This is a genomic window from Sphingobacterium sp. UBA5996, from assembly GCF_002429765.1.
GTDB lineage: Bacteria > Bacteroidota > Bacteroidia > Sphingobacteriales > Sphingobacteriaceae > Sphingobacterium.
Map to the genome: position 1 here is coordinate 87,355 of NZ_DJAS01000012.1, position 26,320 is coordinate 113,674.

A 26,320-nucleotide genomic window follows, 5' to 3' on the forward strand; every position below is an offset into this window, starting at 1 on the left:
TTTCTTTTAATGTTCTAATACAGTTTTACTTCCATACTTTATGGAATAAATAATTCATTATATTGGCAGTATATATAACGAGTATTATATCAAACATATACTGGATAAAATTAATAGAATGCTAAGACAAAAACTAAGATTTCACAACCCTAAACAAATTTTTACACTAAATTAGATACAAAAGTTGCCTTGTCGAGGTGAACATGCGATATAATTAATATCGCTACAGCTTTACCAAATTGTCAATATTAGCCAGGAGAATTTATGGATATACATCCCACATTATGTTACGTAATCAATTAATAAAAGCGTTTAAAAAGCAAATTGAGAAAACCAAAAGAGATGGTATAGACCAGCAAATGCTAGAGCAGTATTTTGAGCTCATTAAACAAAGCATACAAGATGACATAAAAGAAGGGTATCAAGAAACCATTGCAAGAAATCTGACGCTAGGCATCGGTTTTCACGCGGGGGATTACCCTAAACATTTGATACTGAATGGTAAAAAAGATGGTTGGAAATACATTACCCGCCATCTTTTATGGCAAGGGCATATTTTGCAAACGCTATTTCACTACAAAGAAGTTACTCCACGAACGGTCGGCTGTATAATGGGGTTGTCGCTTCTTTGGAATATGACAGATCTGACAGAACTATCAAGAGAATACTTCCAGTTTTTATTTGAAGAAGAACAGGATAAATATAAACAAAAAGAAGTTCATCATCTGTTTATGGCAATTCTATTCGATTTATATACCAATAATGAAATTAATATGAACTTGTATGCAGTTTTACCCACCGATATTGTTTACCGACGGTTTTTAGATAATTGGAATTCTCCAAATGAGAAAGTAGTAAGTGAATTGCTTTTGGAAATATGTGATCATCATATATATAGTTCATTGGATCTCAAAGACAAATTCAGTGAGATACTTTCACTCAATTTTATACCGTATGAGATCAGGCTGATTGAAAAGATAAGAAGGAGAAGTGGATTAAGCGATATAAAAATTGACCATCCGCTTCTTCAAACTCCATTGGCGGAAATCCCAGAAAAAGCATATGAATGGGATCTTTCCAAAGATGAGGTTTTTCAATATCTACTACAGAGAGAATAATCAGCCGTTTGTCGAAAAGGTCTTCCATGATCGTCCACACCTGTCACATCTTCCGCTATCATTAAAAACTCAGAGAAAGCGATTGGAGTAGACATTGAAGCCGAATAAGCTAAGGCATTAGGTAAAACTATAGGTTATATAAGCCATGTTGATGCTGATCATCCGACCACAATTTCTAGGATAAGCAACCATTGTCTGCTTTATAGTAACACTGAGGATCTGTCTTTAAAATTCGACAATATTTTAAATAAGTTTATTTTGCAGTTGTAGATTTTTATTACTGAAAATAGGTTCTATATTCAATCAATATCTCAAGAAACCAAACGTTATGTCCAGTAATTACAGCTTTAAAATTGAACCGTGTGATAGACAGGGCGCACAAACAATTGTAAACGAAATCAACAGATTTAACTTCTCAAAAGTACCTGCACTTTCACCAGATTGGAACGCCCTCTAATTTATAGCTAAAAATGAGGATGGCCAGGAAATTGGAGGAATTTTAGGTGGAATAGATTGTTACCTCGGGCTTGAAATTAACATTCTGTGGGTACATCACAACTACAGAAAGAAAGGTTTGGGTTCAAAACTTCTTAAACACATGGAAAATATTGCAATTAATAATGGCGCAACGGTTTCAGTGCTGAATACTTTTGATTTCCAGGCAGAAGATTTCTATCTAAAAAATGGGTATCAAGTTTTTGGTAGAATTATAGATTACCCAAGAGGCCATTCTCGAATTTACTTTAAAAAAAATTTGATATAACCTCTAAGGGAAGATTACAAATGTAGATGCTGAAAAGCTATGCGGTCAACATTTGCTGATATCTTGAAGAGAGCGAAAATTTATGAGTAATGAATAGCATTTAAAAACGACAAAAATTACTCAATAATATATGAACATAACTATTAGCCTAAATAGAGATTTGAACGGAAACAACGTACTGAAACTTTATTAATTTCGATACTTTTTAAGCGTTGCTATAGAGGATTGAAGAAGACTTCGATGTGCCAGCCTTGTTTATAGATGTTTGCGACCAAAGAAGGCTTCCGACGGCAAACCGCTCTTGAATTCCCTTAAAAACAAATACTAATTGTAATCTACCTTCGCTAGGTACACCCAAAATTAAAGAATGCCAATAAGATTATTAATTTACTGCAACTCTCACACTAAGTCTTGACTACTTTAGTTTATTCAGAGCCAAAAAGCCTTTGCCACCACTTCCGCCCCGCTTTTGGCAAGTTGTTGTTATGCGCAGTCATTTTTCCCTCTCCCATTATTTCTGTAACGTTCTTAATTAAACCGTCTACCATTGGAAAAAAGCTGCTGTATTTTTTATGTTCAACTTTTATAATATGATATGATTGCTTAGCTATCTCGTCTGATGAGCTGTTTGTGCGAATAATTATCCTGCAAAGTTGTTCAACACAATCTCGTACAATATTTCTGTTATCTGTTCCATTTATTATGCTCTCAAGGATTTCAAGAGCTTTAGCATTTTCACCGATCTCAACATATAGCTCTGCCAATTGTTTATTGTAGTCTTCGATTAGAAAATCTTTATCATTTTTTTCGAGTGTCAATTTGAATGCTTCAATTTCTAAAACCTTGTCGTCTGCATAATTCGCGTATGTTCTATATAAACTTAATTCGTTATAAGTCCATGCTCTTTCTTGATCGATCCATTCAGGTAGTTTCTTCAAAAATAGTTCTCGTTCATTTGTCGAATAGAGAAAATACAGCTCATCTTGAATTGGAAATTTGTAACATTTGAAATAGGACTTTTTATGTTCTTTCCAATCGTCAATGTCTTCTTGCGAATAAATACAGCTTTCTTCCGTTTCTCCAATATACTTTAACAGTTCAGTTTTCTTTGGGTTGTCAGCTGTTTCTAAATATTGGTAGCATTCTTTAATTCCTGCCGAAACCAAATATTCGCCATCAAATCCAATTCCGCTGTCAAAATCGATATTTTTAGCTTCAAAAAACAACCAGACGGTTTCAGGTAAATTGAAAAGTGCCAATATGAAGGCGCAGAAATATAAATTATCAACTTTACCTTCTTTCCCAGATTTTCGCCATTCCTTTTCCTCTGCAAAAAGATATTTCACGATTTCATAGTCCGTTTGTTTAAGATCATTGTAAATCGCAATATTGAGTCTTAATCGGTCAAAGTGTTTTGAATCTATGGCGTCTCTATCAAAGCGATAATTGTCCAAGAGCGTTGGGTTCTGTCGAACTAACTCGAGTTCAGTTTTATAATTTTCTACTACTGTCAAGTTGTGTTGGTATTATTGTACATAGCTCTCAAATATACGCATTCAAAAAATTATAAAATAGATGCTTTGTGAATCTTTCGGGCATTGAAACTTTCTGCTTAATATTCAATGGGCCAGAATTGCCGGACTTGAATGGTCGTCAGTTTTCGAAACTGAACAATTAACGGTACCCAAATCTACAATTAGGAGAAGATCATTATGGGAGCGTTTTCATTGCATTCCTCCCCTTCTTCCAACTTGACAGAGCGGAAACTGATAAAAGTAATCTAAAAAAGGCTAAGTTACTATCGAACGAAGAAGCGCTTTCTGCGCGGAGAATGAATATTTTTACAGAAACTAACAACCCTAAACTCTTCTCGAATTCATGGCTTTACTCCATTGCTTTCTATGACACCTAGTACAGGATTCAGAATCGCTATCAAAACTAAACACAACATGGCCACAATACATACATGCAAATGGTCCTTCAGCATTGGATACATCGACCATTTTATAGGAGGAAGGGAACAATGGTAGCCCATATCTGACGTCATCATCAGCATAGAATAAAACGCTTAATGTCCCATCAATCTCTAGAACCCCTTCCTTAACCTGACCCAAATGTTCAACATTTAAATTTCGGAGTTCTGAAAAGAACTCCATTCTCGAAAAATTGTCATCATTTTCATGTTTTATGTGAAATACTCCGTCCTTCACAATGGGTAAAACTTTACCCTCTAATAAATGAGTGATCACCTCAGACTTGTACGTGAGCCAAGTTATCGCCTTGTAGACTGAAATTACACAGATAAAAACAACAACCGAATAGGAAATGGGCAAATCTTCCTGAAACATCGGATCTCCCGCGGCGGAGCCAAGACTGATAATAATCGCAACTTCAAAAACAGTTAGCTGTCGAACACCTCTCCTACCTGAAAGTCTCAGTATGATCAAAATCAGAAGAAACATTATTATCGTTCTCGCTGCAATTTCCACAAGGAATGAGCCTTCCACTCCGTCCGAGAATATTTTGTCTATATCAATCATAGCCCCTCAAATAACTAAATCTTAACAAGATTATCACAACAAGATTATCACATTTATTCCTTAAACATTTCTCGGATTGCAATAGTTCATCACTCGAGAAAAACAACATGAACAAGGATCTTTTATATGAGCGCAATGCTTACAAGATGTAAAAAAACATCGCCTTTAAACCTTCAGTTCCCATCTTTGAAGTAGATGAACACTTTAGATAGCTGAATACTCGTGCCGATAGACAACCTGACGAATATAATTTATTCCTTGGCTAACCATTGACGACTTCTCCGCCATTAGGGTGTAAAACTTGACCGCTCATAAAATGTGAATCTTCGCTCGCTAGAAATAGAAAGCTTGGTGCAATTTCATTTGGCATCGCTGCCCTTCTCATTGGCGAGTCGCTTCCAAATTCTGAGTTCTTTTTAGAGTCAAATGAGGATGCTATCAATGGAGTCCATACCGGACCTGGCGCAACAGCATTGACCCTAATTCCTTTATCAATAAGATTTGCTGACAAGCTTCGTGTAAAAGAAATTATTGCACCTTTTGTTGCAGAATAATCTATCAACTTTGGACTGCCTCGATACGCAGTCACAGAGGATGTGTTAATTATGCTTGCCCCCTTTTTAAGATAAGGTATGGCATATTTTGTGACCCAGAAATAGGAAAAGAAATTATTCTGAAAAGTCTTTTGCAACTGTTCAGTGGTAATTTTTTCAATTGATTCTGTTTCCCAATGAAGCCCCACGTTATTAACGATAATATCAACTTTCTTATGCATTTTTATCGTAAATTCAATTACTTTTTTACAGTGATTTTCTTTCCCCAAATCACCTTTAATTAGCGTACATTTTCTAGAGAAGGACTCAATCTCTTTCTTGGTTTCTTTTGCATCTTTTGTCTCATTAAGGTAGGCAATGACAATATCTGCTCCCTCTTTTGCAAATAACAAAGCTACAGCTTTGCCTATGCCGCTATCTCCCCCCGTTATTAACGCTACCTTATTTTTCAATTTTCCTTCTGCAGGATATGCTAACGGAGAAGTGTCAGGAACTGGAGTCATATTTCTTTCCAATCCGGGTCGCTTTTGCTTTTGTAACGGTCTAATCCTTTTACTTGCTGCTTTTTTCATACCATTTTTTTAATAATTACAGAGAATATCTGATTTCCAAAATTTGTAAGGGTCAGTGCAAATGTCAAGGCCTTACAGTGTCGGTAACCTTAGGTAAAGAGTTTTTACCGACTCATCCAACAAATGAACAACCCCAAAGTCTGAAAGGTTTGGTAGGTATTTACATTGAAAAAAAGGGCACTTTCAAAACGTGTATGGGAATCTATGAAAAACTTAAACGAAAAAGTTTGGTATGCATGTTATCCTTCCATCCTGCTGCAGGAAAAATTTCTTTTCTATATACAGGGCGGCAGCCCTCCGGTGCAAACACATCGCACATTGGATGTGAGGATAAGACGCCTCTGATCCAAAGTGAAGAAATGTATATTTCCTCAGAGCTATTTTTCGTTCCACTAAATCTCTTAAAAAAATATTTTTTTGCCAAATGCATTTGTATAAGTCTTTCGTCCAATGTTTTCCAGCTTATATTTTTAAATTTGCAAACATATGATATTGAATATCAAATACAGACCTGCATCAAAAAGTGATCTGGAGTTCCTGTTGGATCTCAGGATACATACAATGAATGCGCATTTAACTGCTCGCTCTTTACCAGTCTCAAACGAAGCTCATCTGCAAAGAATTAATTATCAATTTGAACACGCCCTAATAATCGAGATAGATAAACGTGCTATAGGGCTATTAAAAATAGTGAGGGAAGCGAATAATATCAACCTGATACAAATTCAGATAACTCCCTCCTATCAGAGTAAAGGAATCGGTAGGAAAATATTAAATGATTTGATAGAAGAAGCCATTGAATCAGAAAAAACGATAACATTGAGTGTCCTAAAGACAAATAAAGCTAAAAATCTCTATTCAAATATTGGTTTCATGATTGTTGTTGAGACGGATGATTCCTACCTGATGGTGTATGAAAACTATGCCCGTGAGAAAGGGTTTTGAAGTATTAAAGAAATTCTATTTCGATCTTTTCTACATTGGTTGTCATAAATTGATGTCTTAAAACTTAAATTATCTTTTTGCCTTCATTTACTCCCTTCTTTACTGTGTTTTTTTAAACGCATTTTCACCTCGTTGCTGCTTTTCAGGCTATAATAAAGTTTTAACGCCTTCCATACCGCTAATTTGTAATCATACAAAAAACCATTTTTTTTGCGCGTAAACGAAAGAAACCGACAAAAGTTTGCAATAGAATGTGTATAAATAAACATGGCATTCACAAAAAAATAAACGAAACAAATTAGATCCAAAATCATACAAATTTTCATCAAAAAAATATAACCTATTTAGTTATTTCATCTTGATCTTTGCTTTTCACATATTAGCATAATACCTGATGGACGAAAATATCTTGATAATTGGTGGCTACGGTACTGTTGGCGGAATGATTAGTATGCATTTGTCCGAATTATTTCCGAACAAAGTCATCGTTGCAGGAAGGAATTTCGGTAAGGCTGAAAGATTAGCCAAAGAATTAAACGGCCGTGTTTCACCGCTAAAATTTGATGTTTTAAACGAAGAAAATAATACTGTTCCAGCGCATGTAAAGCTTGTAATAATGTGTGTAGACCAAAAGAATACGCTGTTCATAGAAAATTGTATAGCGAGAGGGATACATTACATGGATATCACCGCTGAAAATATTTTTTTTGAAAAAGTGCAAAATCTACATCAAAAGGCTCTTCTAAATAATGTGAAGGTTTTACTTAGTGTTGGACTAGCACCGGGTATCAGTAATTTGTTGGCACAAAATGCCATGAACAGCCTATCAAATTGTACAGCAGTTGATTTGTACATCTTATTAGGACTTGGCGAAAAGCATGGTGACGCTGCATACAAATGGACTTTTGAGAATATCCACAGCAACTATACATTATTAACTGGTTTAGTCAAAGCACGAATAAAAAGTTTTAGTAAACCCAAGAAAACAGATCTCTTAGGCAAACGTACATTTTATTCGTTCAATTTTTCGGATCAGCATATTTTATCCAAAACAACCAAAGTAAACCAAGTAATGACAAGACTTGCTTTTGATTCGCGATTCCTAACAAATATCATTGCTGGGCTAAGAATAGCTGGGATAACCAAAATTTTCAAAAATACCATTGTCCAAAATATCATGCTCATTGCTTTTAAAAACATATCGTTAGGTAGCAATATTTTTGCGGTGAAATCCATCGCGACAAACAATGATAGAAAAAACCATGAAAGTATTTTAATAGGTCACAACGAAAGCTCAATGACAGCTTATATGACGGTTATAAGTGTTAGTGAATTGTTAGATAATCCAATTAGAGGTGGTGTTTTTCATATACATGAATTAGTGTCTGACATAACACTTTTTTTAGATAAACTGAAAAAATATGATCCGTCAGTTACAATTAAACTTTAATGAATTTTAAGCTCTTCGATCCGACCGCCCCAAACGAGAATGTCCAGACTTTAACGTGGCGGCTATGGCGCCAACCTTGCACTCAACAGCTCTAATGCCTACAATATAGCAGTAGGTATTTCTCCTTTCAATCCACAAAGCGTAGCTGTACCAACTTGACGATTTCTGTTGGAAAGTATCACAGAATTAATGAAGGCCGGCGCTGATTTGGCAGTTGAAACAACGCTTTCGACTGGAAGCTATAAAAAGAAGAACTGATCATTCCGAACGACTTAGAAATCGCATTCGAAAAACACCATGGCTCGAAAGATTATTTTCTGAGCTTGAGCAAATCAACAAGAAAAATAATATTGGGCTGGATTATCCTTGTCGGAAAACCGGAAACCAGACAAAAGCGCATAGCGGAAGTTGTTGAAAGTGCTGCACTAAATCTCAAACCTAAACACTTACGATAGACATTCAAATAATTCTTCTAAAATTTTAAAAGGCTACAGTCCCGGAGGAGTGCGATAAGTCAAGATTTCGGTACCATTAGACTTTTTCACAATCTCCTTTGTATTTCTAAGTATTAGTGTATGACTCCCAAGTTTGCTATAGGATACAAAGTCTCCATCCGGAGTTTGCCTGCATATAACAAACATATGCCAGCCACCTTCTGCCGGAAGTGAAATAATCACTTTTTTTTCGGACTTCAGCTCATTTTCTATGGTTTGAAAAAGGCTGTCAATCGGAAAAGTTGCATTCCGTGGCAAAACAAAGTTTTGAGAAAAGGTAATACCGTATAATTCTCTATTGTTAAAATCACGAAAAGAACCATCGGCTTTGTTCTGCCATTCATTTTGTAAATTGTAAAAATCAAAATCAACCACTTTATGATATTTTAGTATCATCTCTACAGCAGATGGAATGCACGACATTTGAAAGAGTTGATTATGGTTATTTACGACCGTGTCAAAAAACTCAAAATCATCATCTTTTTGTGTTTGAGCCTTCGAATGAAAAACAATAGATGTGTGTATGAACAAAGCTAAAATAAAGGGCATCTTTTTCATAATTTAACTTATTTTTGATTATAGCACAATACATGCTAATATTTTCCTATTCATTTGACGAAATGTTGTAAATCATGATTTCTGTTCCATTAGACTTTTTTACAATTTCTTTTGTATTTCTAAGTATCGTTGTATGGCTACCTAGTTTGCTGTATGAAACTAGCTCACCATCCGGAGCTTTTTTTTGGACCACAAAAATGGACCAGCCTGTTTCCACATGAAGTGAGATAATTACCTTTTTACCAGATTTCAATTCATTATCTATCGTTTGAAAAAGACTGTCCATTGGAAAACTTTCATCCCGAGGCAAATTAAATCTCTGAGAAAAGGTAATTCCGTGTATTTTTTTTTTGTCAAAGTCACGGAAAGAACCATCTGTTCTATTTTGCCATTTAAGTTGCAAGTCATAGAAATTAAAATCCACCGCGTTGCAATACTTTAGCACCATTTCGATAGCTGAAGGAATACCTGAAGGCGCAAAGATCTGATTGTGATTGTTGACGACAGTATCAAAAAAATCGTAATTGTTATTTTTTGGTTTTTGTGCCTTTGCATGAAAAATAACCGATGTGGATATTAACAAGACTAAAACGAAAAGCATCTTTTTCATAATTTAATTTTTTTTTATTAATTGATTTTTCAACTTTGTAGTTAAAATATTATCATTTTCAGCATATTTTTTGCTTTACTTTTTGGTTTATTTTGCTCGTAATTGTTTATCAACGATTCTACTTCCATTTATTAGCATAAGCTATTATTTATGGATCATCAACCCTTAACAAAATGATGTTCGATATACCAAAATGGAACTCCCTGCTTTAAATATTCACTTGATATCTGAAGTTTTCTAAAATATGGGGAGATTTCATATGAAGCTTTACAATTATAGAAAAATACGTGAAAAACAAAAATTTCAGCAGTCTTTCTGTCTCAATTTGTTGTCAATTTTTATTAATATCATTTACTGGACAACTCTAAGATGATGCATTACTCTTATTTTCTTCTTATTCAATGACATTTAAAAATGTTGCTCATGTCAGGAGAATTGACAAAATATACTGGAAGAGTGCCATGTCAAAAGCGTTTTTAATACTTAAAGAAGGTAAGATAGTCATTAAATTGACTTCTCAGCAGGTCGCCCTTTAGGTACACCTATAATGTAGTTGTACCAATCCAGAATCAAAGGCTTTTGATGCGATAATTTCTAGGGCTTGCTCAGGTCTTCCATCTTTAAAAAGTCTCGTACCATTACCCAGCATAACCGGAATAATGGAGATGACAAAATCGTCTATTAAGCCGCACTTTAACAGCGCATTGATTACTTCCGCCCCACCATCGCAATAGATATTTTTTTCAGCTACTGATTTTAGTTGGGCTACCAATTCGATTAAGTCACCTGTGTAGAAAATCGTCCTACCCACTTGTGGTTTCTCTGTTCTTGTGATGACATAAACATCTCGCTGTCCATTGTCGTAATGAGATGATCCGATTTCGCGAACGACATAGTCGTAAGTTTTTCTTCATACAATTATGGTGTCAATTTGAGACATAAATTCAGCGTATCCATAGTCTTCTCCTTCTTTTTCCACTAATTTTAAAAAGCTCAAGTCATCGTTAGATTTTGCAATGTAGCCATCCAAGCTCATTGCAATGAAAAGGGAAATTTTCGCATTTGTTTTGAGTTCTAAAGTTTTTTCAAATTTACGTTTACGCAAGGATCGATATTGTGTAGAAACTGAGCTGCGAATGATCAAAATAGCCACATTCAAAAACAATATCCATCAAACAGCGGCATTGCTTCAAATTTCGGATTGAGGACAAAGCTTTCTGAAAACGGATAATATTCCAATACTTTTTAGATAATTCAAATATCATAATCCATCCTCTTAGCCGTATTATCCGAAATTTCAATTCCGAATAGCTTTTGGATGATATACAATGACATATTAATTCCAGCTGAAATACCGCCCGAAGTTACTATTTTACCAGCCTCAACAAATTTTTGATCGACAACATCAATCAATGGATAGTCTTTGCGTAGTCGCTCTAAATCCATCCAGTGTGTAGTCGCCTTTTTGTTGTCTAGCAGCTTCGTTTCAGCTAAAATAATTGCGCCAGTGCAGACAGAAGCTGTGATAATAGTATTCTTATCTTTTTCAATGATCCAATTTATTAACTTTTCATTCTTATATTGGATGGTTTCAGCTCCATAGCCGCCCGGAACAACTAATATATCAATATTTATATCGTCGTTAAATGTAAAAGTTGGAATGACTTGAAGTCCATTTCTTGCGAAAATGGGATTTTTACATGCAGCAATTGTGAATACATTAAACAATTTCTGTGAGGCTGTACTCTCGGCTATAGAAAAAACTTCATAAGGTCCTGCAAAATCTAAAACTTCAACATCATCAAAAATTAAAATACCAACGTTTATCCTTTTTTGCACTCTATTCAATCTAGTTACTTTAACTAAAGTACAAAATATAGATTTATTTAAAGAACCCTTGCCAATAGTCAATAAGAACATTTATACTTACGATAATGGCGCCTAACTCCCCGATCCGATTCATATGCTATTTCTGTTAATTTTAACGCATAAAAATACGGATTGCGCAATTTTAAATAGGCAAAAAAAATAAATACATAAGTTTCCCAACTGTTGCCGCCAAAAAAATCTAAATAAAATACCTATAAATTTATCGTTCTCTCAATCTTAGGGGTATAAATAGAACGCTAGAACATTACTTATTTGTACCTAGAAAAGAAAGCGCTGTCTATAAAAGGTCCATTTTCATCATTCATCTTCTTTGTACGATACAAAAGAAACTTCCCGGAAGGCAGAATCTCTGCATAGGGGGCTCTCAGATCTGTAGTACTTTGAAGCATAATCAATTTATTCCCTCTCGGCCATGCTTTATAGGCATCAATCATTGGTTCCTTACCCTTGCCGATGTCATACCAGTCGTTAATGGTAAAATACTCCTGTCCGCGTTCATGATGGATCGATAGATGCCTTTTATTTTTTTTGTCGAACCAATTGCCTTTGATACGTTGAATTCTTGTCTCATGATTGCTCTTGGTACGCTGAGCACTACAATTGCTGTGAGCGAAAAAATACGCATAACAGAAAATTAAAACACAAAACTTGATCTTTATCATAATCTTATTCATTTAATCACTATTAACCAATATGTCCTGAAATACTGAAGCGATACCAGCCTTGCGTTCATAAAAGTACAAAATAAAAAGGTTTGCTGAAAGTTCAATCCAAAGAGAATACTTAACTCGCTAGGGCTCCAAAGAATCCAATAAATGTGGTAAATCGGAATCTTAAAAAAAAGCGCGAGTAGCAGACATTAAACACGTATTGACAATACAACAATTACACATTAAATTTGGGGAAAGGATTATGAACCCGGTAATTTAAATCTAATTGTAGTAAAAAGTGTTTCCGAGTGAATGAGTTGTATATTACCACGGTGAGTATGCTTAGAATTTTTAATCACAACATTTCTTTACGAAAAAGCACTTATGATGCAATATAAAGACATTGCAAAAAAAATAATTGATCTGAAAAATGCAGACTTAGCATTAAGGGATAAGCTTATTAATGAGGGTAAATTAGGCGATGGATATAATGAAGAAATGAAGATCTTACACAATAAAAATGCTCAGATTTTAGACAAAATCATGAATACCATCGGTTATCCTACAGCAGAAAAAGTAGGAAAAGAAGCTAGCGACGCCTCCTGGTTAATTATACAGCACTCAATTGAACAACCAGAATTCATGAAGAGAAGTGCCGAACTATTGAAGACAGCTGTAAAAAATAATAAAGCCGATCCTAGAAATTTAGCTTATCTAACAGACCGAATAGCTGTATTTCAAGATCAGCCACAACGTTACGGGACTCAGTTTGATTGGGACGAAAACGGAAATCTAAGTCCTCATACAGTAGATGATGCGATCAAAGTAAATAAACGACGAAAGTCAATCGGCCTAAACACGGTTGAAGAGCAAACTGAAGTGATAAGGATACAGGCACTGCGTGAAAAGCAGTCTCCACCTAAAGACTTAGAAAAGAGAAAACGAGAAATGGAAGAGTGGAAGAAAAGTGTAGGATGGACAAAGTAAATAAAGGGATGCTATTAAAAACTTATTCAGATCTTAAAATTACACAACAAGATGAAAAAACTACATATATGGCTCGGAAAGTTTAAAACAGAGAAAGAATTTAAGAAATATCTGGATCAAAAAGATTACCTAGAAGCATGGTCTGCTTATGACAACGAACCTCCAACAGGTGACAAAGAGCACGATGCAGAACCTAATCCGCAGTTGCGCTGTGATTTCTGCAAGGAAATTTATTTGGATACGTATGATGAAGATCTCATGATGATTAAATATTACGATAACCCTGTTAATTCCAAAATCGTTGCAGATGATATTTGCATAGACCAAAACGAACTAGAAGTACGATTAAGACAGCACGGTCTTATTGATTGGAATGCTATTATAACGCTAGAAGATAATAACCTAGATGTGAAAGATGCCTCTCGCTCTAAAAAGATACATTATATCGGGAACTTAACTCAGCTTTCCTATCAGACTGCATCAGACCAACAGGTACATTATTTATGGATTGGACATAATAAAATCAATAAAAAAAATATTATTCAACAAACGGGGCTGGATAAAAAAGATAGTATAAAACTGAATTATCACCATTCTTCAAAAAGCGGAAATCTTGACGAGATACTGATGCTAAAGATCGAGGATTATAATATTGCCGAAAAGATGATTCTCAAAGTTGATGAGCTGAAAATGATCACCACCAATTCCATACTTGAAATTGTAGTAAATGGCACAATCGACATAGACGGTAAAGAAGTTGCAGAAACGCTAGGTATGGCTTATATCGGAAAATTTGACAATGGGTAAGTTAAAATAGATAACTAAGACAACTATAGAACTCGCTATATAAATATTTATACATCTGAAATTCGGCTAATTAAAAAACCTTATATACATCGCCGATTAAGCGAAAAGTCAAGTTGATACGAGCTTTCATTTTTTGCGTGGATTTTGCGACGCGATGTTCCCAAGTTTCCTGCAAATCGCCTTTCATCAGCAAAAGGGAACCATGATTTAACAACAAGGAATACTTTTTACTATGATCGTCAACCTTCCTAAAATCGAAAAAGCGTGCCTGTCCCAGACTTATCGATCCAATTACAGGCCTATGTCCCAGTTCGCTATCTCTATCACGGTGCCAGGCCACCGAATCACTGTTGTCGCGATATAAATTAAGCAATACAGAATTGAATCGATAATTGAAGCGCTGTTCGATCTTCTCCTTCAACGCTTCCAAAGGTTCAAGCCATTGATTTACAGCGATCGTTTTTCCAGCGAGCTGGTAACTTGTATTTTTATCGCCATACCAAGCCGTTAACCTAGGGGTCAATAGCGTTCGATGGTACATTGTCTTCGATGTCTGCTGCCAACTGACCTCCTTGAGCAGTAGATCAAACAAATCGTCAGCTTCTTTTTGTGTAAGAAAATCCGCTTCGAAGTCTAAGAGCTCTTCCGGAAAATGATATCCTTCGTTTTCAAATAAGCTAAGCTGATCCATGTTCCAATTATTTAAAGGTATATCAATGGGCCCATTCTCTCCAACGGCCTTTCAGGGAAGAACAATTTATCCTGAATAAGGTGTGTCGATTATAATAGTGGCGGGCCAGGTGTATGTTTAATAAGTGTATATTTAAAAGGAGTTGCAATCAGCTTCTCACCGATTGCAACACATAGAAAACACTTAGATAGATATTTGATAAAACAGATGATCCCGTAGTAGCGCTGATCAGCTTGCGGATCAGCTTAAGGTTGCCCTCCTCCTCCAGCAGCTCCATAAATCTGTCCATTAGCGTAACTGGCATCTGATGCGGCAAGCTGAACATAGATCGATGCTAGTTCCGCCGGTTGTCCGGGTCTTCCCATGGGCGTGTCGCCTCCAAAATTCACCAGCTTTTCCTGTGTCGCACCGCCACTTACTTGTAGCGGTGTCCAAATAGGTCCCGGAGCTACGCCATTCACGCGAATACCCTTAGGTCCTAACTGTTTCGCCAGAGACCGTATATAGTTTGTTGTAGCAGCTTTTGTCTGCGCGTAATCGTAAAGATCTTCCGATGGATCTGTCGCCTGTACTGAGGTTGTTCCTATAATAACTGAACCGGGCTTCAAATGCGGTAGAGCAGCTTTAATAAGCCAAAATGGGGCATAGATATTAGTCTTCATGGTCGCATCAAATTCTTCGGTCGTAATATCCAATATAGAAGGTTTTGTCTGCTGTCGCGCAGCGTTATTGACCAAAATATCCAAACCACCCAACTGCTGGGCCGCCTCCTCTATCAGACGCGTACAGAACTTTTCTTCCCGAAGGTCACCCGGAATTGCTACCGCCTTTCGCCCTGCAGCTTTAATTAATGCGACAACTTCTTTGGCATCAACCTCCTCATCCGGTAGATAATTAATAGCAACATCGGCTCCCTCGCGTGCATAGGCGATTGCGGCAGCTCGCCCAATTCCAGAATCGCCGCCGGTAATTAAGGCTTTTCGCCCATTCAACCTCCCACTTCCTTTATATGATTCTTCGCCATGGTCGGGTCTTGGCTTCATTTTACTGCTCAATCCGGGCCAGGACTGGAGTTGCTTTTGAAAAGGCGGTTTAGGATATTTGTCGTTTGGATTCTGTAAATTAGCATTTCCACCTTGCTGAGCTTCAGCTGGCCGCCATCCTCCCACCAGTCCTAAAGCTAATACACTAGTTCCTATTGTTCCCAGAGCCTTGCGTCTATCCATTTTTGTTGAATTTTCCATTTTCTCTATAAATTTTTAATGATCGACTCAGTGTCGTGTGAGCAAATTTTTTAAAAATTAACAGCGATCACAGTACTTTCGTTCGATCATAGCTGATGGATGCGTTAATTCACGCATAAATCGGTCACAAAAAGTAGAAACACGTTGGTCCATTGAAAAATGTAATCTACGTAGAGATGAAATTTCACGTATAAAGCGGCATTTATAGCGTAGTTAATCAATCAACAATTGTCGAATATCCGGTGTCCTACAAATAAAATATGTGTAACATGAACAGAAAAAAAATAACGCAAGATCAGCATCAAGGTATGCCTATCATTGCATTTGCGATCATCTCACAACAGAATCCTGATCAAGATCTTTTTAAAAATGAATCCGATGAAGATCCAGAAATCCCAGCAGAGGATGATCTCGGTATTCAAGAAGAAATTGATTTTGAGGATGAAAGTGAATTTGACGATGAAACCATTGCCGAAGAAAATGATCTGGATATCCAAGAAGAAATTGATTTTGAGGATGAAAGTGAATTTGACGATGAAACCATCGCCGAAGAAGATGATCTGGATATCCAAGAAGAAAGTGGTTTTGAGGATGAAAGTGAACTCGACGATGAAACTATCGCTGAAGATAAAGAGGCAAATGATGCAGAAGGGCTCCCCCTTCAACCGCCAACAGAGCCAGCAGATGTAGAGGAAGGAACCATTTAATAATCAACGTGTGGGATGCTATAGCAAACGGATTGATGTAACAAATAATCCGTTTGTTCTTAGCGATCAGATCAAAGGACGACGCCCAATGTATAAGAGGAAAATGCTGAAAACAAACCATCAATTGGTCAGTCAATGGATATTAGACCTTAAATTATTTTTATCTTCAGCTCGTTCAAAGAACGTGAAAACAGTGGCATGAAAGTACATAATCCTCAGTGACTGGTCTATCTCGCCCCATAAATTATATTGAAGTAAATACTATGAGCCTCTTGCCCTAAGTTTGATATTTCTTCACTTAACTTGAAAGTCTCCTTAAGATTAACCTTCTCAGTCTTTCATCGTTTGGATCCCCCCAGTAACCCAGCGCGGAAATTACAGGAATCAAACTTATCCCGAAATCGGTAAGCGAATATTCAACTTTCGGTGGAACGACAGGATATATTTTCTTGGTGATAAGCTCATGATCCTCCAGTTCTTTTAGCTGGAGGTTAAGGACCCGTCGAGAAGCATCCGGTATTTTACGCAGCAATTCACTGGGTCTTTTATATCCTTGGTTGATAAACCACAGCAAACGGATTTTCCATTTGCCATAAAGCACTTCACCTATCAAGTCAAGGCCACATTTCAGATTTGGAATTACTTTTCTTTCATACATATTTCAAAATTAAACGTATGAACCCATTTGTACAATAGGGGATAAAAAATGGAACAGTTTAAATTCAACAATGAGTTATCCAACAAGATTGCCCTGGTAACTGGGGGTAAACTGGAAGGGCAATTGCAGAAAGACTATTACAGGCCGGAGCAACAGTTATCATTACCGCGAGAAACGCTCCTGAAAAAGAAAATAGTAATCTGCATTACATTACGTCTGATCTGAGCACGGCAGAGGGAACCCAAAAATTAGTGAGCGCGGTGCTTGCAAACTATGGAAGGCTAGACATTCTGATAAATAATCTCGGTGGATCATCTACCCCTGCAGGAGGTTTCGCTGCCCTCAGCGATGAAGATTGGGAATCGACCATACAGATTAACTTTTTGGCACCGATTCGTCTCGACAGGAGCTTTTTACCACAGATGATCGAACGCAGAAACGGTGTAATTATTCACATTTCTTCTATTCAGGGCAAATTACCCTTATATGATTCAACGTTACCATACGCAGCGGCAAAGGCTGGATTGAGAAACTATAGCAAAAGCTTATCGAACGAAGTTACGCCCAAAGGCATTCGTGTCCTAACAGTTTCCCCTGGGTGGATCAACACCGCAACATCCGAAGCCTGGCTAGGTGAAATTGCCAGAAACTCAAATAGCACTGTCGAGGAAGCGCAACAGGGCGTAATGGATGCATTGGGGGGAATTCCTTTCGGAAGACCTGCTGAACCTGCAGAGGTAGCTGAACTTGTCGGCTTCCTCGTTTCACCAAGAGCTAGCTGAACTTGTCGGCTTCCTCGTTTCACCAAGAGCTAGCTATCTAACAGGAACTGAATATGTAATTGACAGCGAAACATTACCGACCATTTGGTAATAATCTAACTCAGTAAAACACAAAGCGAATTTGACCTTGGCGTTTAAGTATACGAACATCATTTACGAGTGACTTACGGCAGAACTAAATACCTAAAAAGACAATTTATCACGATGAAATCTTTCTGGGCCTAAGCCATCTCGAATATGATTAGAGCGTTTCAAACACCGCCCTATCTGCATGCGATATCTAAAGAAATTTAGCACACCATTTTGCTAGTCGATTCAATTAAAGACTTCATTACCGCTGAAAAGCGTAAAACATCCAGCAAGAGTTCGAAACCCTGAGATGAGGTTAGCATAAAAAAAACCATTATCGAAAACAATAATGGCTTTTTCTTGATTTAATTAAACGAAATTGTTAACGAATCCCTATTTTAAATCCAGGTAATTTATACCCGCTTTAAGCTTACAAAGAGGGTCAAAATTAATTTGCAGCTACAGTGCCTTTAACACATCTCACGTAGCTTGGACTAGTACGAAATCCTGTATCAAAGCCGCCCGAAGTCTCACTAAAACTCCATTGATTGCCATGATTAACTCCATTATAATTTCTAGAACTTGATGCCCAATAAAAACCTGAGTCTGAAATAGTAATCGGAGCTTTTGTTCGATTCCAAAGCGTACTAGAAGGCGTGCTAGCACCATTCCAGTACAAATTTGGAGTCTTTGGCAATATAACAACAGCATTACCATTAGAAATCCGAACGCCCCGCCGACCATTTTCTGTGACCAAACTTTTAGTCGACCCTATGCTTAGTGCCTGAAAATCCGCATGACTAGGCGTTCTCCATCCGCCGCCATTTGCCGTTACCTTTGAGCAAGGATCTCCTACAGGATTGTAAGCATATGCCTCTCCGCTCTTAAGGCTTTGCCAACCAAATGCTGTCCCCAATTCTAGATTAGGTGCAAAGGAATAAGCACCATTGATCTCTGACAAGTTTCCCGGTGCCCATTCCAATCCGTTTATTACAGTAGAATTCTTTTTGAGCGTGAGACTTAACTTGTAGGACTTTCCTCTTGTTAACGGAACATTAGGAATAGTCAAGTCTTTTACTTCTCCGCCAACATTAATACCACTGATTTTTATATTTCCAAGACCGTCAGGCGCTGCCAGAATAAAGGGTGATGATTGTGCGTATTGTCTTGTTCCATCAATTGTCATATTGATGGGATAACCTTGTGAAATTAAATCTTCAGCTTTATAAGTTAAACTCGCGTCACTCACTTTTAAAGAAAGTCCACTATAATGGGAAGATGCGTTCCAGCTACCAATTGCATTGATGTTTCCAACATTCTTAGAATCTAAACTAACAGTGATTTCGCAAAACAAATGTTCGAACAACACATCAATATAATTGGTCCCGTAATTCAAAACTTTATCTATTCGAGTGTACATCTGATCTAAATTCTGTCCACCGCTTTGTGTCAGTAGCCTACCTACCACAGCCTTATCAAGATCTTCGGTGGAAGGTGGCAAAGCAACCGTATAAAGTTTGGTATTGTTACTCTGAAATATAAAGGTATATTTCTCACCAGCATTAAATTTGTATTCACTGCCAGACGTAGGGGTAGTATCTCCGACTTTGTATCGGTTAAATCCTACATATTTGCCATCCTTATCATAGTATGTTACCGAATATAGCGTACCAATTTCTACAGCCGATCGTCCAACTTGAGCAACTAAATTCGTACTTGCTGATTGCGCTTTTGCCATAAGACCGCTAGAAGTTTCCGATAAAACACACTCAATCGAATATTTATCATCAACATTTACAGAATAACGATTCTCTGCACTGGCTGCTTTCGAAGTTGTTGCTTTGGTTGCAATAGCTGAATTAGTATTGAAACTATTGATTTTGGAATCAAAAATTACCTTTACCGCATCGCCCTCATGAATTTGGTTGGACTGTTCCTTTTTACATGAATTCAGCAAAAAACAGAAAACTAATACGCCAGAACCAATAACTATTTTATGTTTAAAATTTCTTTTCATAATATTTAACTTTATTTACCACGTAATTTCCCAGTCTTTATTCTCCCCAGGTTTCCATTCATGTGCTATACCACCGCCAGATCCATCACCTGGTATCACAATAGCTGAACTTGCTGCTAGAGAATTTTCCATTTTAATGTCCATAACCTCTACGCGAGGAGGAACATATTTCTTTTTGACATCTTTCATCTTTTATCAATTTTAATCTTTTGTAATAATTTTGTCTTCATACTTCAAAGAGACTTTGCAACAGCGATTTTTTGAAACTTTTCAAGCATTATTAGACAAATCAAAACAATCCTGTAATCATAAAAAACAAACGGAAGCGATAAACACCAATTTTAGGTATGGTTATAATTACTTATCCCCAGAAATTGGTAGTTAAATGTCTACAAGATTTACAAATACCTTGTTTTAAGCACTTTTGAAACTAATCAATAGTGTAAAAGACTTATATTAGAGGTCAAAAAAAATACAATATAACCTATGAAAGAGGTAAAAATGGCAGTGATCTTGGATGATGAAAAACTATTCGCTAACTCCTTCTCACTTTTATTAGAGAAATATAAAATATTTGAACACGTACTTGTGTTTAATCAATTTAACGAGATGATCAATTACCTAATTCAAGAAGAAAGAAAAAACATTCATTTTTTTTTAGACTATTTTTTGGGAGACAATAATGGCGCTAGTGTACTTCAAGATATCAAAAGACTTGCTAAACACTCTCATTTTATTTTTTTATCATCAACCACAAGCCCACATATTATCCACAATATGCTACAGGTTAGACCAAACGGAATTATTAGCAAATCATGTGAAATATCCTCATTGATTGCATGTATAAAAGCTGTGGAAATAAATGAATTATATATAGAAGAGTCATTGAAAGTTCTCATCGACAATGCGCATAAGGATTCGATCGTTTTTTCTCAAAGGGAAATCCAGCTCCTTTATCTCTTTATGAGCGGGTTGAGTATTGCACAAGCGGCAGAAAAAGCATGTTTAAGTACACATACCATTATAACCTATCGTAAAAAAATGATGGCTAAAGCAAATTGTCATTCTATTGTTCAACTATTAAAAATAGCAAAAGACCATGGCATTATTAACTAAATCATTATCTATATTCTTTTTGTTTCTAAACATTTCCAGTGCTATTGGGCAATTTTATAATGATAATTTCTTAAAACTAATTGAAAACAATAAAGTTGAACAAAAGGAATACTTGGATAAAATGGACATTTGGATCGATAGAGAGTTCTCTGAAGGCCGTACTTTTTCAAGGGAAGAGTTAACAGAGCACTTAAAAACTTATCTCGTCTTATCACAAAAACACAAAGATCTTTATCCTTATAAAATCAATTATTACATCAAATTAGCTAATAATGCTCAATATGCGAATCGAAATGGTGAGTGCTTCTATTTCCTTGAAAAAGCAGAAAAAGAAATATATAAGCTTTTCAAACAACGCTCTTTAATTGTTTCAGGAAGAAAAATAAATGTTTACTTAGAGAATAGAAACTATAAAAAAGTTATTGATACATACAAAAATAAGCAGTCTTATCTAAATACCTTACCCAAACTAATTAAAGATAACGCGTTAAACCTCAATATTTCCAATGAATATATTACCATTTTTAACCCAGCCATGGAGGCCTGTGTTGAAAGTGGAAATATTAAAGAAGCCGATAGCGTCTTTGCACTTTCCGAAAGAATTTACGCTGAGCTGAAACAAAAACTGCCACAGGATAATTTACAAGCCCAATATGTTAATTTCTATCAAGCACACATCCGATATCAACACAGTTTAAATGGAGTTTTCAAAAAACATAAAGCACTTCAAGCTTTAAATGAGATGAAACAAGCTGTCAATAGTGAGTATGTTAATGCAACTGAAATTAATAATGATATCAAAAGCAAATATTATTTATCCAAAGCCAAGTACTATTTACGCGTCGGAATTAAAGATTCAACAAATTCCTATCTAGATTCACTTAGAAATGTCCCATTTCTCAATGAAGAACAACATTATGAAGCGAATGCCCTAACAACATTAATAGCGGAGAAAGAAGGAAATTATTACAAGGCTTACAATGAAATGAAGAAAGTAGCGATTTCAAGCGATTCATTGCGGGCATTGCTGGTCGATGATATAGATAAGCTTATTTATGCACACACAGAATCAGAGGTAAATCGCGAATTATTGCGAGTTTCCGAAGAGAAAGAAAATACGCGGAACCTTTGGATTATTTGCTTAATATCGATATTTACCATAATTGGAGCACTACTATATATTGTCATAAAAAGGAGAGAAAAAGCGTCAAAAAAGCGTATTGAAGAGTTAAATACAGAAGTAAACCTCCAAATTTCAATTATGGAAGAACGACTAGCATTTGTAAGAAGAGATGAAAAGAAAAGATTAGCTCAAGATCTGCACGATTCATTTTCCAGTAAAATTGCAAGTGTCAAACAGCGCTTGACAATACTACAAAATGAGAACATGAGTGCCGAACAGATCGAAAATATCGATGTTCTCATCAATATTTCAAATGAATTGTATAACGAGTCTAGGAAACATAGCCACAATTTGTACACGGAAGATTTCATTAGCGATGACAAAATATACATTGAAAATTTAATGAAAATCATTAAATATGCATTGCCTAAAAATAGATATGAAACCGAGATAAATATTGACCCAGGCGCGCTAGATAAAATCACTCTTGAAATCCGAATTCAACTTATCTATATATTTCAAGAAATATTAACAAATATAATTAAACATGCAAAGGCAAAAAAAATACAGATAGCTATTTATAAAGAAGACAACAAATTGAACATATTAATTGAGGATAATGGAAAGGGGTTCAATGAAAATAAACAGCTTAAACAAGGTATAGGATTTAAATCTATACAGAATAGGCTGGAAAATATCAACGGTAAACTCACTATATCATCAAATTCAACTAAAACGTCTATCTTCATTGAAATTTTTGTGGTATAAAAGCCTCCATAAATAAGCTAGCAGATAAGCGTTTGAGGCTTGTCCATATATTTGTCTTCTTTCGAAACGGATATTTCGACCGATGTACCGTATTCGCCCACCTAGATTTTCCCAAAAAAAGTACTTGAAATTCGCAAACACCAAAACGGATCATTCTAACCGTGAAACCGTTCCCAAAATTTGGGAACGGTTTCATTAAAAAAAAACCAGTCTAGCAAACCTTTCCGAATGCAACTATAATATCTTTGAGTATTGACTAACCGAATATAGTAGACCTACAAGCCTTATTTTATAATACACTAAGCATAAGATAACGGTAAATATTTTTCTATGTAGGCTGAAAAGTTCGTGATGCTCAAAAATGTTAAGAGACCAATTTTAAACCAATTAAGGTATGTTAGAATTACAAAGTTTGCTTAAATCTAAGACAGCTTATGCTATGCTCTTTTGTTTCCCCTTGTGGAGCTATGCACAGCAGGATGTCTCTTTAGAGAAAACTCTAGAGCAAGATTCTATCAGTAACATCAATCAATTAATCTATTTCAATACACCGAAGCAGTACTCCACAGCTTCGGTGTCCAAATTACCTGGCTATGCAATTGCCTCAACTCCAGTATTTGGTTACCTTACTGCAGCGGCGGGACAATTGGCCGGTCTAAAGGTTAGCCAAAACAATGGACAGCCATTAAATGAAGACATGAGCTATCAACTCAGGGGTCGCCCGCCGATTATCCTAATCGATGGTATTCCGCGTTCTGTCACCGAAATTGGCATGCAGGAGATCGAATCAATTTCGGTGTTGAAAGATGCTGTCTCCTTAGCAATGCTGGGCATCCGTGGCGCTGATGGTGCAATAGCAATTGTCACCAAAAAAGGGTACACCGATAGGACACAGATTAATTTCTTGGCTCAGTATGGTATCCAAAAACCATTACAGAATTTAATCGGAAAGCCATTGAATGCCTACCAGTATGCCCTATTGTACAATGAAGCATTAAAAAATGATGGGCTTTCGGTCACAAACAATGGTTTTAGTGAAACTGCCCTAATGAGCTTTAAAGATGGTAATAATCCATTGACCTATCCAAATGTGAATTGGGCTGAACAGGTCATTAAAAACAACGCTACTGTTGCTCGATACAATCTGAATACCCGCGGAGGAAACAAATATGTCAAGTATTTCGTCAATCTCGAACATCTCAGTCAAAACGGCCTAATGAAAACCAATGCCAACAACAATTATAGTACGAACACCAACGCGAAGGGATATTTTGTCCGTTCGAATGTGGATGTCAAGCTTTCCGATTTACTGGAGGCCGGAGTGTATATCCAAGGCCGTATATTGAATGCCAACAGCCCCGGTAATGATGGGACAGACAATATCTTTCAGTCAATTTTAAACACCCCTAATAGTGCATACCCGATATATAACTTGGATGGGACCTTTGGCGGCTCTTCCAAATTTCAAAATAATATATTAGCGCAGACTAACGCTTCAGGATATGCGATAGCTAATACGCGAACTATATTAACGGACTTCTACTTAAAACGTTCTTTGGATGATGTACTGAAAGGCTTGTGGTTAAAAGCCAGAGCTTCATTTTTTTCCAACCTCCGTGAAAATTACGTACGAAACAAATCATTCGCCGTATTTCAGTTAATGAACGACGATCTCGAAGCACCAATATATAAACAGTATGGTAATAATACGGAACAAAATAATAGCAATAACGTAGCATTTCAAAATAGATCAAATTTTCAGGAGCTTTCAATAGGCTACTCCAATGAAACCGAAAAGCATGGGATCGACCTTATACTGTTAGCTAATCGGGACAATCTGGTCAATGGTTCAGACCTACCCTATACTGTACAGGGCATATCGGGGCATGCTGCTTACCACTATGACAATCGCTACCTAGCAGAGCTGTCTTTTGCTGTTAATGGTGCTAATCGTTACCCAAACGACGGAGGGTTCAAATACGGTACATTCCCCGCTATCGGCTTAGGTTGGAATATACACCGAGAAGAACTACTTAAAGACGTAAAATGGATAAACAAAATAAAGCTATTCGGATCATATGGTTTATTAGGTCGTGACAATGCGAGTTATTACACCTATATACAAAGTTATAATGGTACGCCAGAAACTTTTTTCGGATCAACAGCGGGCTCAGCAGGAACAATAGGCGAGTCTTATTTGGCCAACGCAAACCCGACCTGGGCCAAAGTGAATATGCTAAATCTCGGTATCGATGGTGCGCTCTTTAACGACCAATTCACTTTTCAACTCACTTACTACAAAAATAAATACCGCGATCTCAATATTACACGCAAAAGCAACAATTCGCTGTTGGGCATCAGTTATCCCAATGAAAATATCGGCAAACAGGATTACACCGGATACGAAACCGAAGTGGGATGGCGCAACCATACCTCTAAATTCTCCTATTATGCCTTACTGAACGCAAGCATCCAAAAATCGAAAATGGTCTACGAAGCCGAACCTGCGTTGGCCTATTCTTACATGTCTTCTTCAGGGCATCCTGTTGGACAGACCATAGGATATATCGCCGAAGGATTATACAGGAGTGCTGATGAATTACAATCATCACCAACAGTGGAGGGCTACACACCACAATTAGGAGATATTCGTTACCGAGACCGCAATGGTGACGGTCTGATCAATCAATATGATCAGGGTCCAATAGGTTCAGAAAAACCACAAATCTTGCTCGGAACCAATTTAGGCTTTAGCTTCGCCAACATCGATTTTTCCATCTTCTTTCAGGGTATGATAAATCGTGAAGTCTATCTTTCTGGCAATAGTTACCGGGAATTTAACAGCGGTACGGGTCAGGCTTACAGCACACAGCTCGATCGTTTTACCATAGACAACCCGAATGCCGGCTATCCAAGATTAAGCACCAGTTCAGGCCCACAAAGTGGTGCAATTAACAACAATGTATATTCAACCTTTTGGTTACGTAGTGGCAACTATCTACGCATTCGCACTGTCGAATTAGGCTATACATTACCCACAATCTTAACGCAACGAGTTAAGATCAAGTCGGCGCGGGTTTTTGCTAATGGTTTTAACCTATATACATTTAGCTCAAAAACATTCAACGGTGCCGATCCAGAAAATTTCCGTGGTCTGTACCCTATACAAAAAATCATCAGTTTCGGTCTAAACATCCAACTATAATA

At 36.7% G+C, this 26,320-nt stretch carries 28 protein-coding genes; 14 read left to right on the plus strand and 14 right to left on the minus strand.

What is annotated here, in order from left to right:
• Positions 1–284: 284 nt before the first annotated feature.
• Together B3E00_RS09180 and B3E00_RS09185 are read left to right on the plus strand one after the other, a co-directional pair.
• Entirely contained in the window at positions 285–1,118 is an 834-nt protein-coding gene (locus B3E00_RS09180) for a hypothetical protein (RefSeq protein ID WP_293889156.1), read from the plus strand.
• Between the two features lie 460 nt (positions 1,119–1,578).
• A complete protein-coding gene (locus B3E00_RS09185; RefSeq protein WP_293889166.1) occupies positions 1,579–1,881 on the plus strand; it encodes a GNAT family N-acetyltransferase in 303 nt (100 codons plus the stop codon).
• Positions 1,882–2,306: 425 nt separating this feature from the next.
• Here B3E00_RS09185 and B3E00_RS09190 read toward each other — a convergent pair whose 3' ends face one another.
• The 3 genes from B3E00_RS09190 to B3E00_RS09200 all read right to left on the minus strand — a co-directional run bounded on the left by B3E00_RS09190 (position 2,307) and on the right by B3E00_RS09200 (position 5,547).
• Positions 2,307–3,227, minus strand: a complete 921-nt coding sequence (locus tag B3E00_RS09190) for a hypothetical protein (protein WP_293938236.1) — start codon at positions 3,225–3,227, stop codon at positions 2,307–2,309.
• Positions 3,228–3,740: 513 nt separating this feature from the next.
• Complete coding sequence (locus tag B3E00_RS09195; protein ID WP_293938238.1) at positions 3,741–4,343, minus strand: DUF421 domain-containing protein; 603 nt, start codon at positions 4,341–4,343, stop codon at positions 3,741–3,743.
• A gap of 340 nt (positions 4,344–4,683) precedes the next feature.
• Positions 4,684–5,547 (minus strand): SDR family oxidoreductase, encoded by an 864-nt coding sequence (locus B3E00_RS09200; RefSeq protein ID WP_293889150.1) that lies wholly within the window; start codon positions 5,545–5,547, stop codon positions 4,684–4,686.
• A gap of 204 nt (positions 5,548–5,751) precedes the next feature.
• Here B3E00_RS09200 and B3E00_RS09205 point away from each other — a divergent pair, with 204 nt between their 5' ends.
• The 4 genes from B3E00_RS09205 (at position 5,752) to B3E00_RS09220 (ending at position 8,397) form a co-directional block, all read left to right on the plus strand.
• Entirely contained in the window at positions 5,752–5,892 is a 141-nt protein-coding gene (locus B3E00_RS09205) for a hypothetical protein (protein WP_293938240.1), read from the plus strand.
• A 141-nt stretch (positions 5,893–6,033) separates the two neighbouring features.
• A complete protein-coding gene (locus B3E00_RS09210; protein WP_293938242.1) occupies positions 6,034–6,492 on the plus strand; it encodes a GNAT family N-acetyltransferase in 459 nt (152 codons plus the stop codon).
• 394 nt (positions 6,493–6,886) lie between these two features.
• A complete protein-coding gene (locus B3E00_RS09215; RefSeq protein ID WP_293889148.1) occupies positions 6,887–7,942 on the plus strand; it encodes a saccharopine dehydrogenase NADP-binding domain-containing protein in 1,056 nt (351 codons plus the stop codon).
• A 260-nt stretch (positions 7,943–8,202) separates the two neighbouring features.
• The gene (locus B3E00_RS09220; protein ID WP_293889164.1) at positions 8,203–8,397 is read left to right on the plus strand and encodes a YdeI/OmpD-associated family protein; all 195 of its coding nucleotides are present in this window, start codon (positions 8,203–8,205) and stop codon (positions 8,395–8,397) included.
• A gap of 33 nt (positions 8,398–8,430) precedes the next feature.
• Here B3E00_RS09220 and B3E00_RS09225 read toward each other — a convergent pair whose 3' ends face one another.
• The 6 genes from B3E00_RS09225 to B3E00_RS09250 all read right to left on the minus strand — a co-directional run bounded on the left by B3E00_RS09225 (position 8,431) and on the right by B3E00_RS09250 (position 12,156).
• A complete protein-coding gene (locus tag B3E00_RS09225; protein ID WP_293938244.1) occupies positions 8,431–8,985 on the minus strand; it encodes a hypothetical protein in 555 nt (184 codons plus the stop codon).
• A gap of 55 nt (positions 8,986–9,040) precedes the next feature.
• Positions 9,041–9,604 carry a hypothetical protein gene (locus tag B3E00_RS09230; RefSeq protein ID WP_293938246.1) on the minus strand — a complete coding sequence of 188 codons (564 nt, stop codon included), beginning with the start codon at positions 9,602–9,604 and terminating at the stop codon, positions 9,041–9,043.
• A 532-nt stretch (positions 9,605–10,136) separates the two neighbouring features.
• Positions 10,137–10,484 (minus strand): dihydrofolate reductase family protein, encoded by a 348-nt coding sequence (locus B3E00_RS09235; RefSeq protein ID WP_349681459.1) that lies wholly within the window; start codon positions 10,482–10,484, stop codon positions 10,137–10,139.
• A 30-nt stretch (positions 10,485–10,514) separates the two neighbouring features.
• Complete coding sequence (locus tag B3E00_RS09240) at positions 10,515–10,709, minus strand: hypothetical protein (RefSeq protein WP_293938250.1); 195 nt, start codon at positions 10,707–10,709, stop codon at positions 10,515–10,517.
• Between the two features lie 149 nt (positions 10,710–10,858).
• A complete protein-coding gene (locus B3E00_RS09245) occupies positions 10,859–11,524 on the minus strand; it encodes a DJ-1/PfpI family protein (RefSeq protein WP_293889141.1) in 666 nt (221 codons plus the stop codon).
• A 218-nt stretch (positions 11,525–11,742) separates the two neighbouring features.
• Positions 11,743–12,156: a hypothetical protein gene (locus B3E00_RS09250; protein WP_293938252.1), complete on the minus strand. Its 414-nt coding sequence runs from the start codon at positions 12,154–12,156 to the stop codon at positions 11,743–11,745.
• Positions 12,157–12,528: 372 nt separating this feature from the next.
• Here B3E00_RS09250 and B3E00_RS09255 point away from each other — a divergent pair, with 372 nt between their 5' ends.
• Both B3E00_RS09255 and B3E00_RS09260 read left to right on the plus strand, forming a co-directional pair.
• Positions 12,529–13,131 carry a DUF6624 domain-containing protein gene (locus tag B3E00_RS09255; protein ID WP_293889137.1) on the plus strand — a complete coding sequence of 201 codons (603 nt, stop codon included), beginning with the start codon at positions 12,529–12,531 and terminating at the stop codon, positions 13,129–13,131.
• Between the two features lie 51 nt (positions 13,132–13,182).
• Entirely contained in the window at positions 13,183–13,938 is a 756-nt protein-coding gene (locus B3E00_RS09260) for an immunity 22 family protein (RefSeq protein WP_293938254.1), read from the plus strand.
• 70 nt (positions 13,939–14,008) lie between these two features.
• Here B3E00_RS09260 and B3E00_RS09265 read toward each other — a convergent pair whose 3' ends face one another.
• Positions 14,009–14,629 (minus strand): alpha-ketoglutarate-dependent dioxygenase AlkB family protein, encoded by a 621-nt coding sequence (locus B3E00_RS09265; RefSeq protein ID WP_293938256.1) that lies wholly within the window; start codon positions 14,627–14,629, stop codon positions 14,009–14,011.
• A 245-nt stretch (positions 14,630–14,874) separates the two neighbouring features.
• Positions 14,875–15,855, minus strand: a complete 981-nt coding sequence (locus tag B3E00_RS09270) for an SDR family oxidoreductase (RefSeq protein ID WP_293938258.1) — start codon at positions 15,853–15,855, stop codon at positions 14,875–14,877.
• 287 nt (positions 15,856–16,142) lie between these two features.
• Between B3E00_RS09270 and B3E00_RS09275 the strand changes: the two genes are divergently transcribed.
• Positions 16,143–16,580 carry a hypothetical protein gene (locus tag B3E00_RS09275; RefSeq protein ID WP_293938260.1) on the plus strand — a complete coding sequence of 146 codons (438 nt, stop codon included), beginning with the start codon at positions 16,143–16,145 and terminating at the stop codon, positions 16,578–16,580.
• Positions 16,581–16,878: 298 nt separating this feature from the next.
• Here B3E00_RS09275 and B3E00_RS09280 read toward each other — a convergent pair whose 3' ends face one another.
• Positions 16,879–17,238, minus strand: a complete 360-nt coding sequence (locus tag B3E00_RS09280; protein WP_293938262.1) for a winged helix-turn-helix transcriptional regulator — start codon at positions 17,236–17,238, stop codon at positions 16,879–16,881.
• A 48-nt stretch (positions 17,239–17,286) separates the two neighbouring features.
• On the opposite strand from B3E00_RS09280, the gene B3E00_RS09285 reads away from it, so the two are divergent.
• Positions 17,287–17,463 (plus strand): hypothetical protein, encoded by a 177-nt coding sequence (locus tag B3E00_RS09285; RefSeq protein WP_293938264.1) that lies wholly within the window; start codon positions 17,287–17,289, stop codon positions 17,461–17,463.
• Complete coding sequence (locus B3E00_RS09290; RefSeq protein ID WP_293938358.1) at positions 17,400–18,020, plus strand: SDR family oxidoreductase; 621 nt, start codon at positions 17,400–17,402, stop codon at positions 18,018–18,020. The genes B3E00_RS09285 and B3E00_RS09290 overlap by 64 nt, the downstream gene beginning before the upstream one ends.
• Before the next feature lie 517 nt (positions 18,021–18,537).
• On the opposite strand, the gene B3E00_RS09295 is transcribed toward B3E00_RS09290, so the two are convergent.
• On the minus strand, positions 18,538–20,106 hold the full coding sequence (locus B3E00_RS09295) for a hypothetical protein (RefSeq protein WP_293889124.1): 1,569 nt from the start codon (positions 20,104–20,106) through the stop codon (positions 18,538–18,540).
• A 15-nt stretch (positions 20,107–20,121) separates the two neighbouring features.
• A complete protein-coding gene (locus B3E00_RS09300; protein ID WP_209574193.1) occupies positions 20,122–20,295 on the minus strand; it encodes a hypothetical protein in 174 nt (57 codons plus the stop codon).
• A gap of 297 nt (positions 20,296–20,592) precedes the next feature.
• Between B3E00_RS09300 and B3E00_RS09305 the strand changes: the two genes are divergently transcribed.
• From B3E00_RS09305 to B3E00_RS09315, 3 genes are all read left to right on the plus strand, one after another.
• Positions 20,593–21,222, plus strand: a complete 630-nt coding sequence (locus B3E00_RS09305) for a response regulator transcription factor (RefSeq protein ID WP_293889122.1) — start codon at positions 20,593–20,595, stop codon at positions 21,220–21,222.
• Positions 21,206–23,113, plus strand: coding sequence for a sensor histidine kinase (locus tag B3E00_RS09310; RefSeq protein WP_293889120.1), 1,908 nt, complete (start codon positions 21,206–21,208; stop codon positions 23,111–23,113). The genes B3E00_RS09305 and B3E00_RS09310 overlap by 17 nt, the downstream gene beginning before the upstream one ends.
• A 394-nt stretch (positions 23,114–23,507) precedes the next feature.
• A complete protein-coding gene (locus tag B3E00_RS09315; RefSeq protein ID WP_293938266.1) occupies positions 23,508–26,318 on the plus strand; it encodes a SusC/RagA family TonB-linked outer membrane protein in 2,811 nt (936 codons plus the stop codon).
• Positions 26,319–26,320 lie beyond the last annotated feature (2 nt).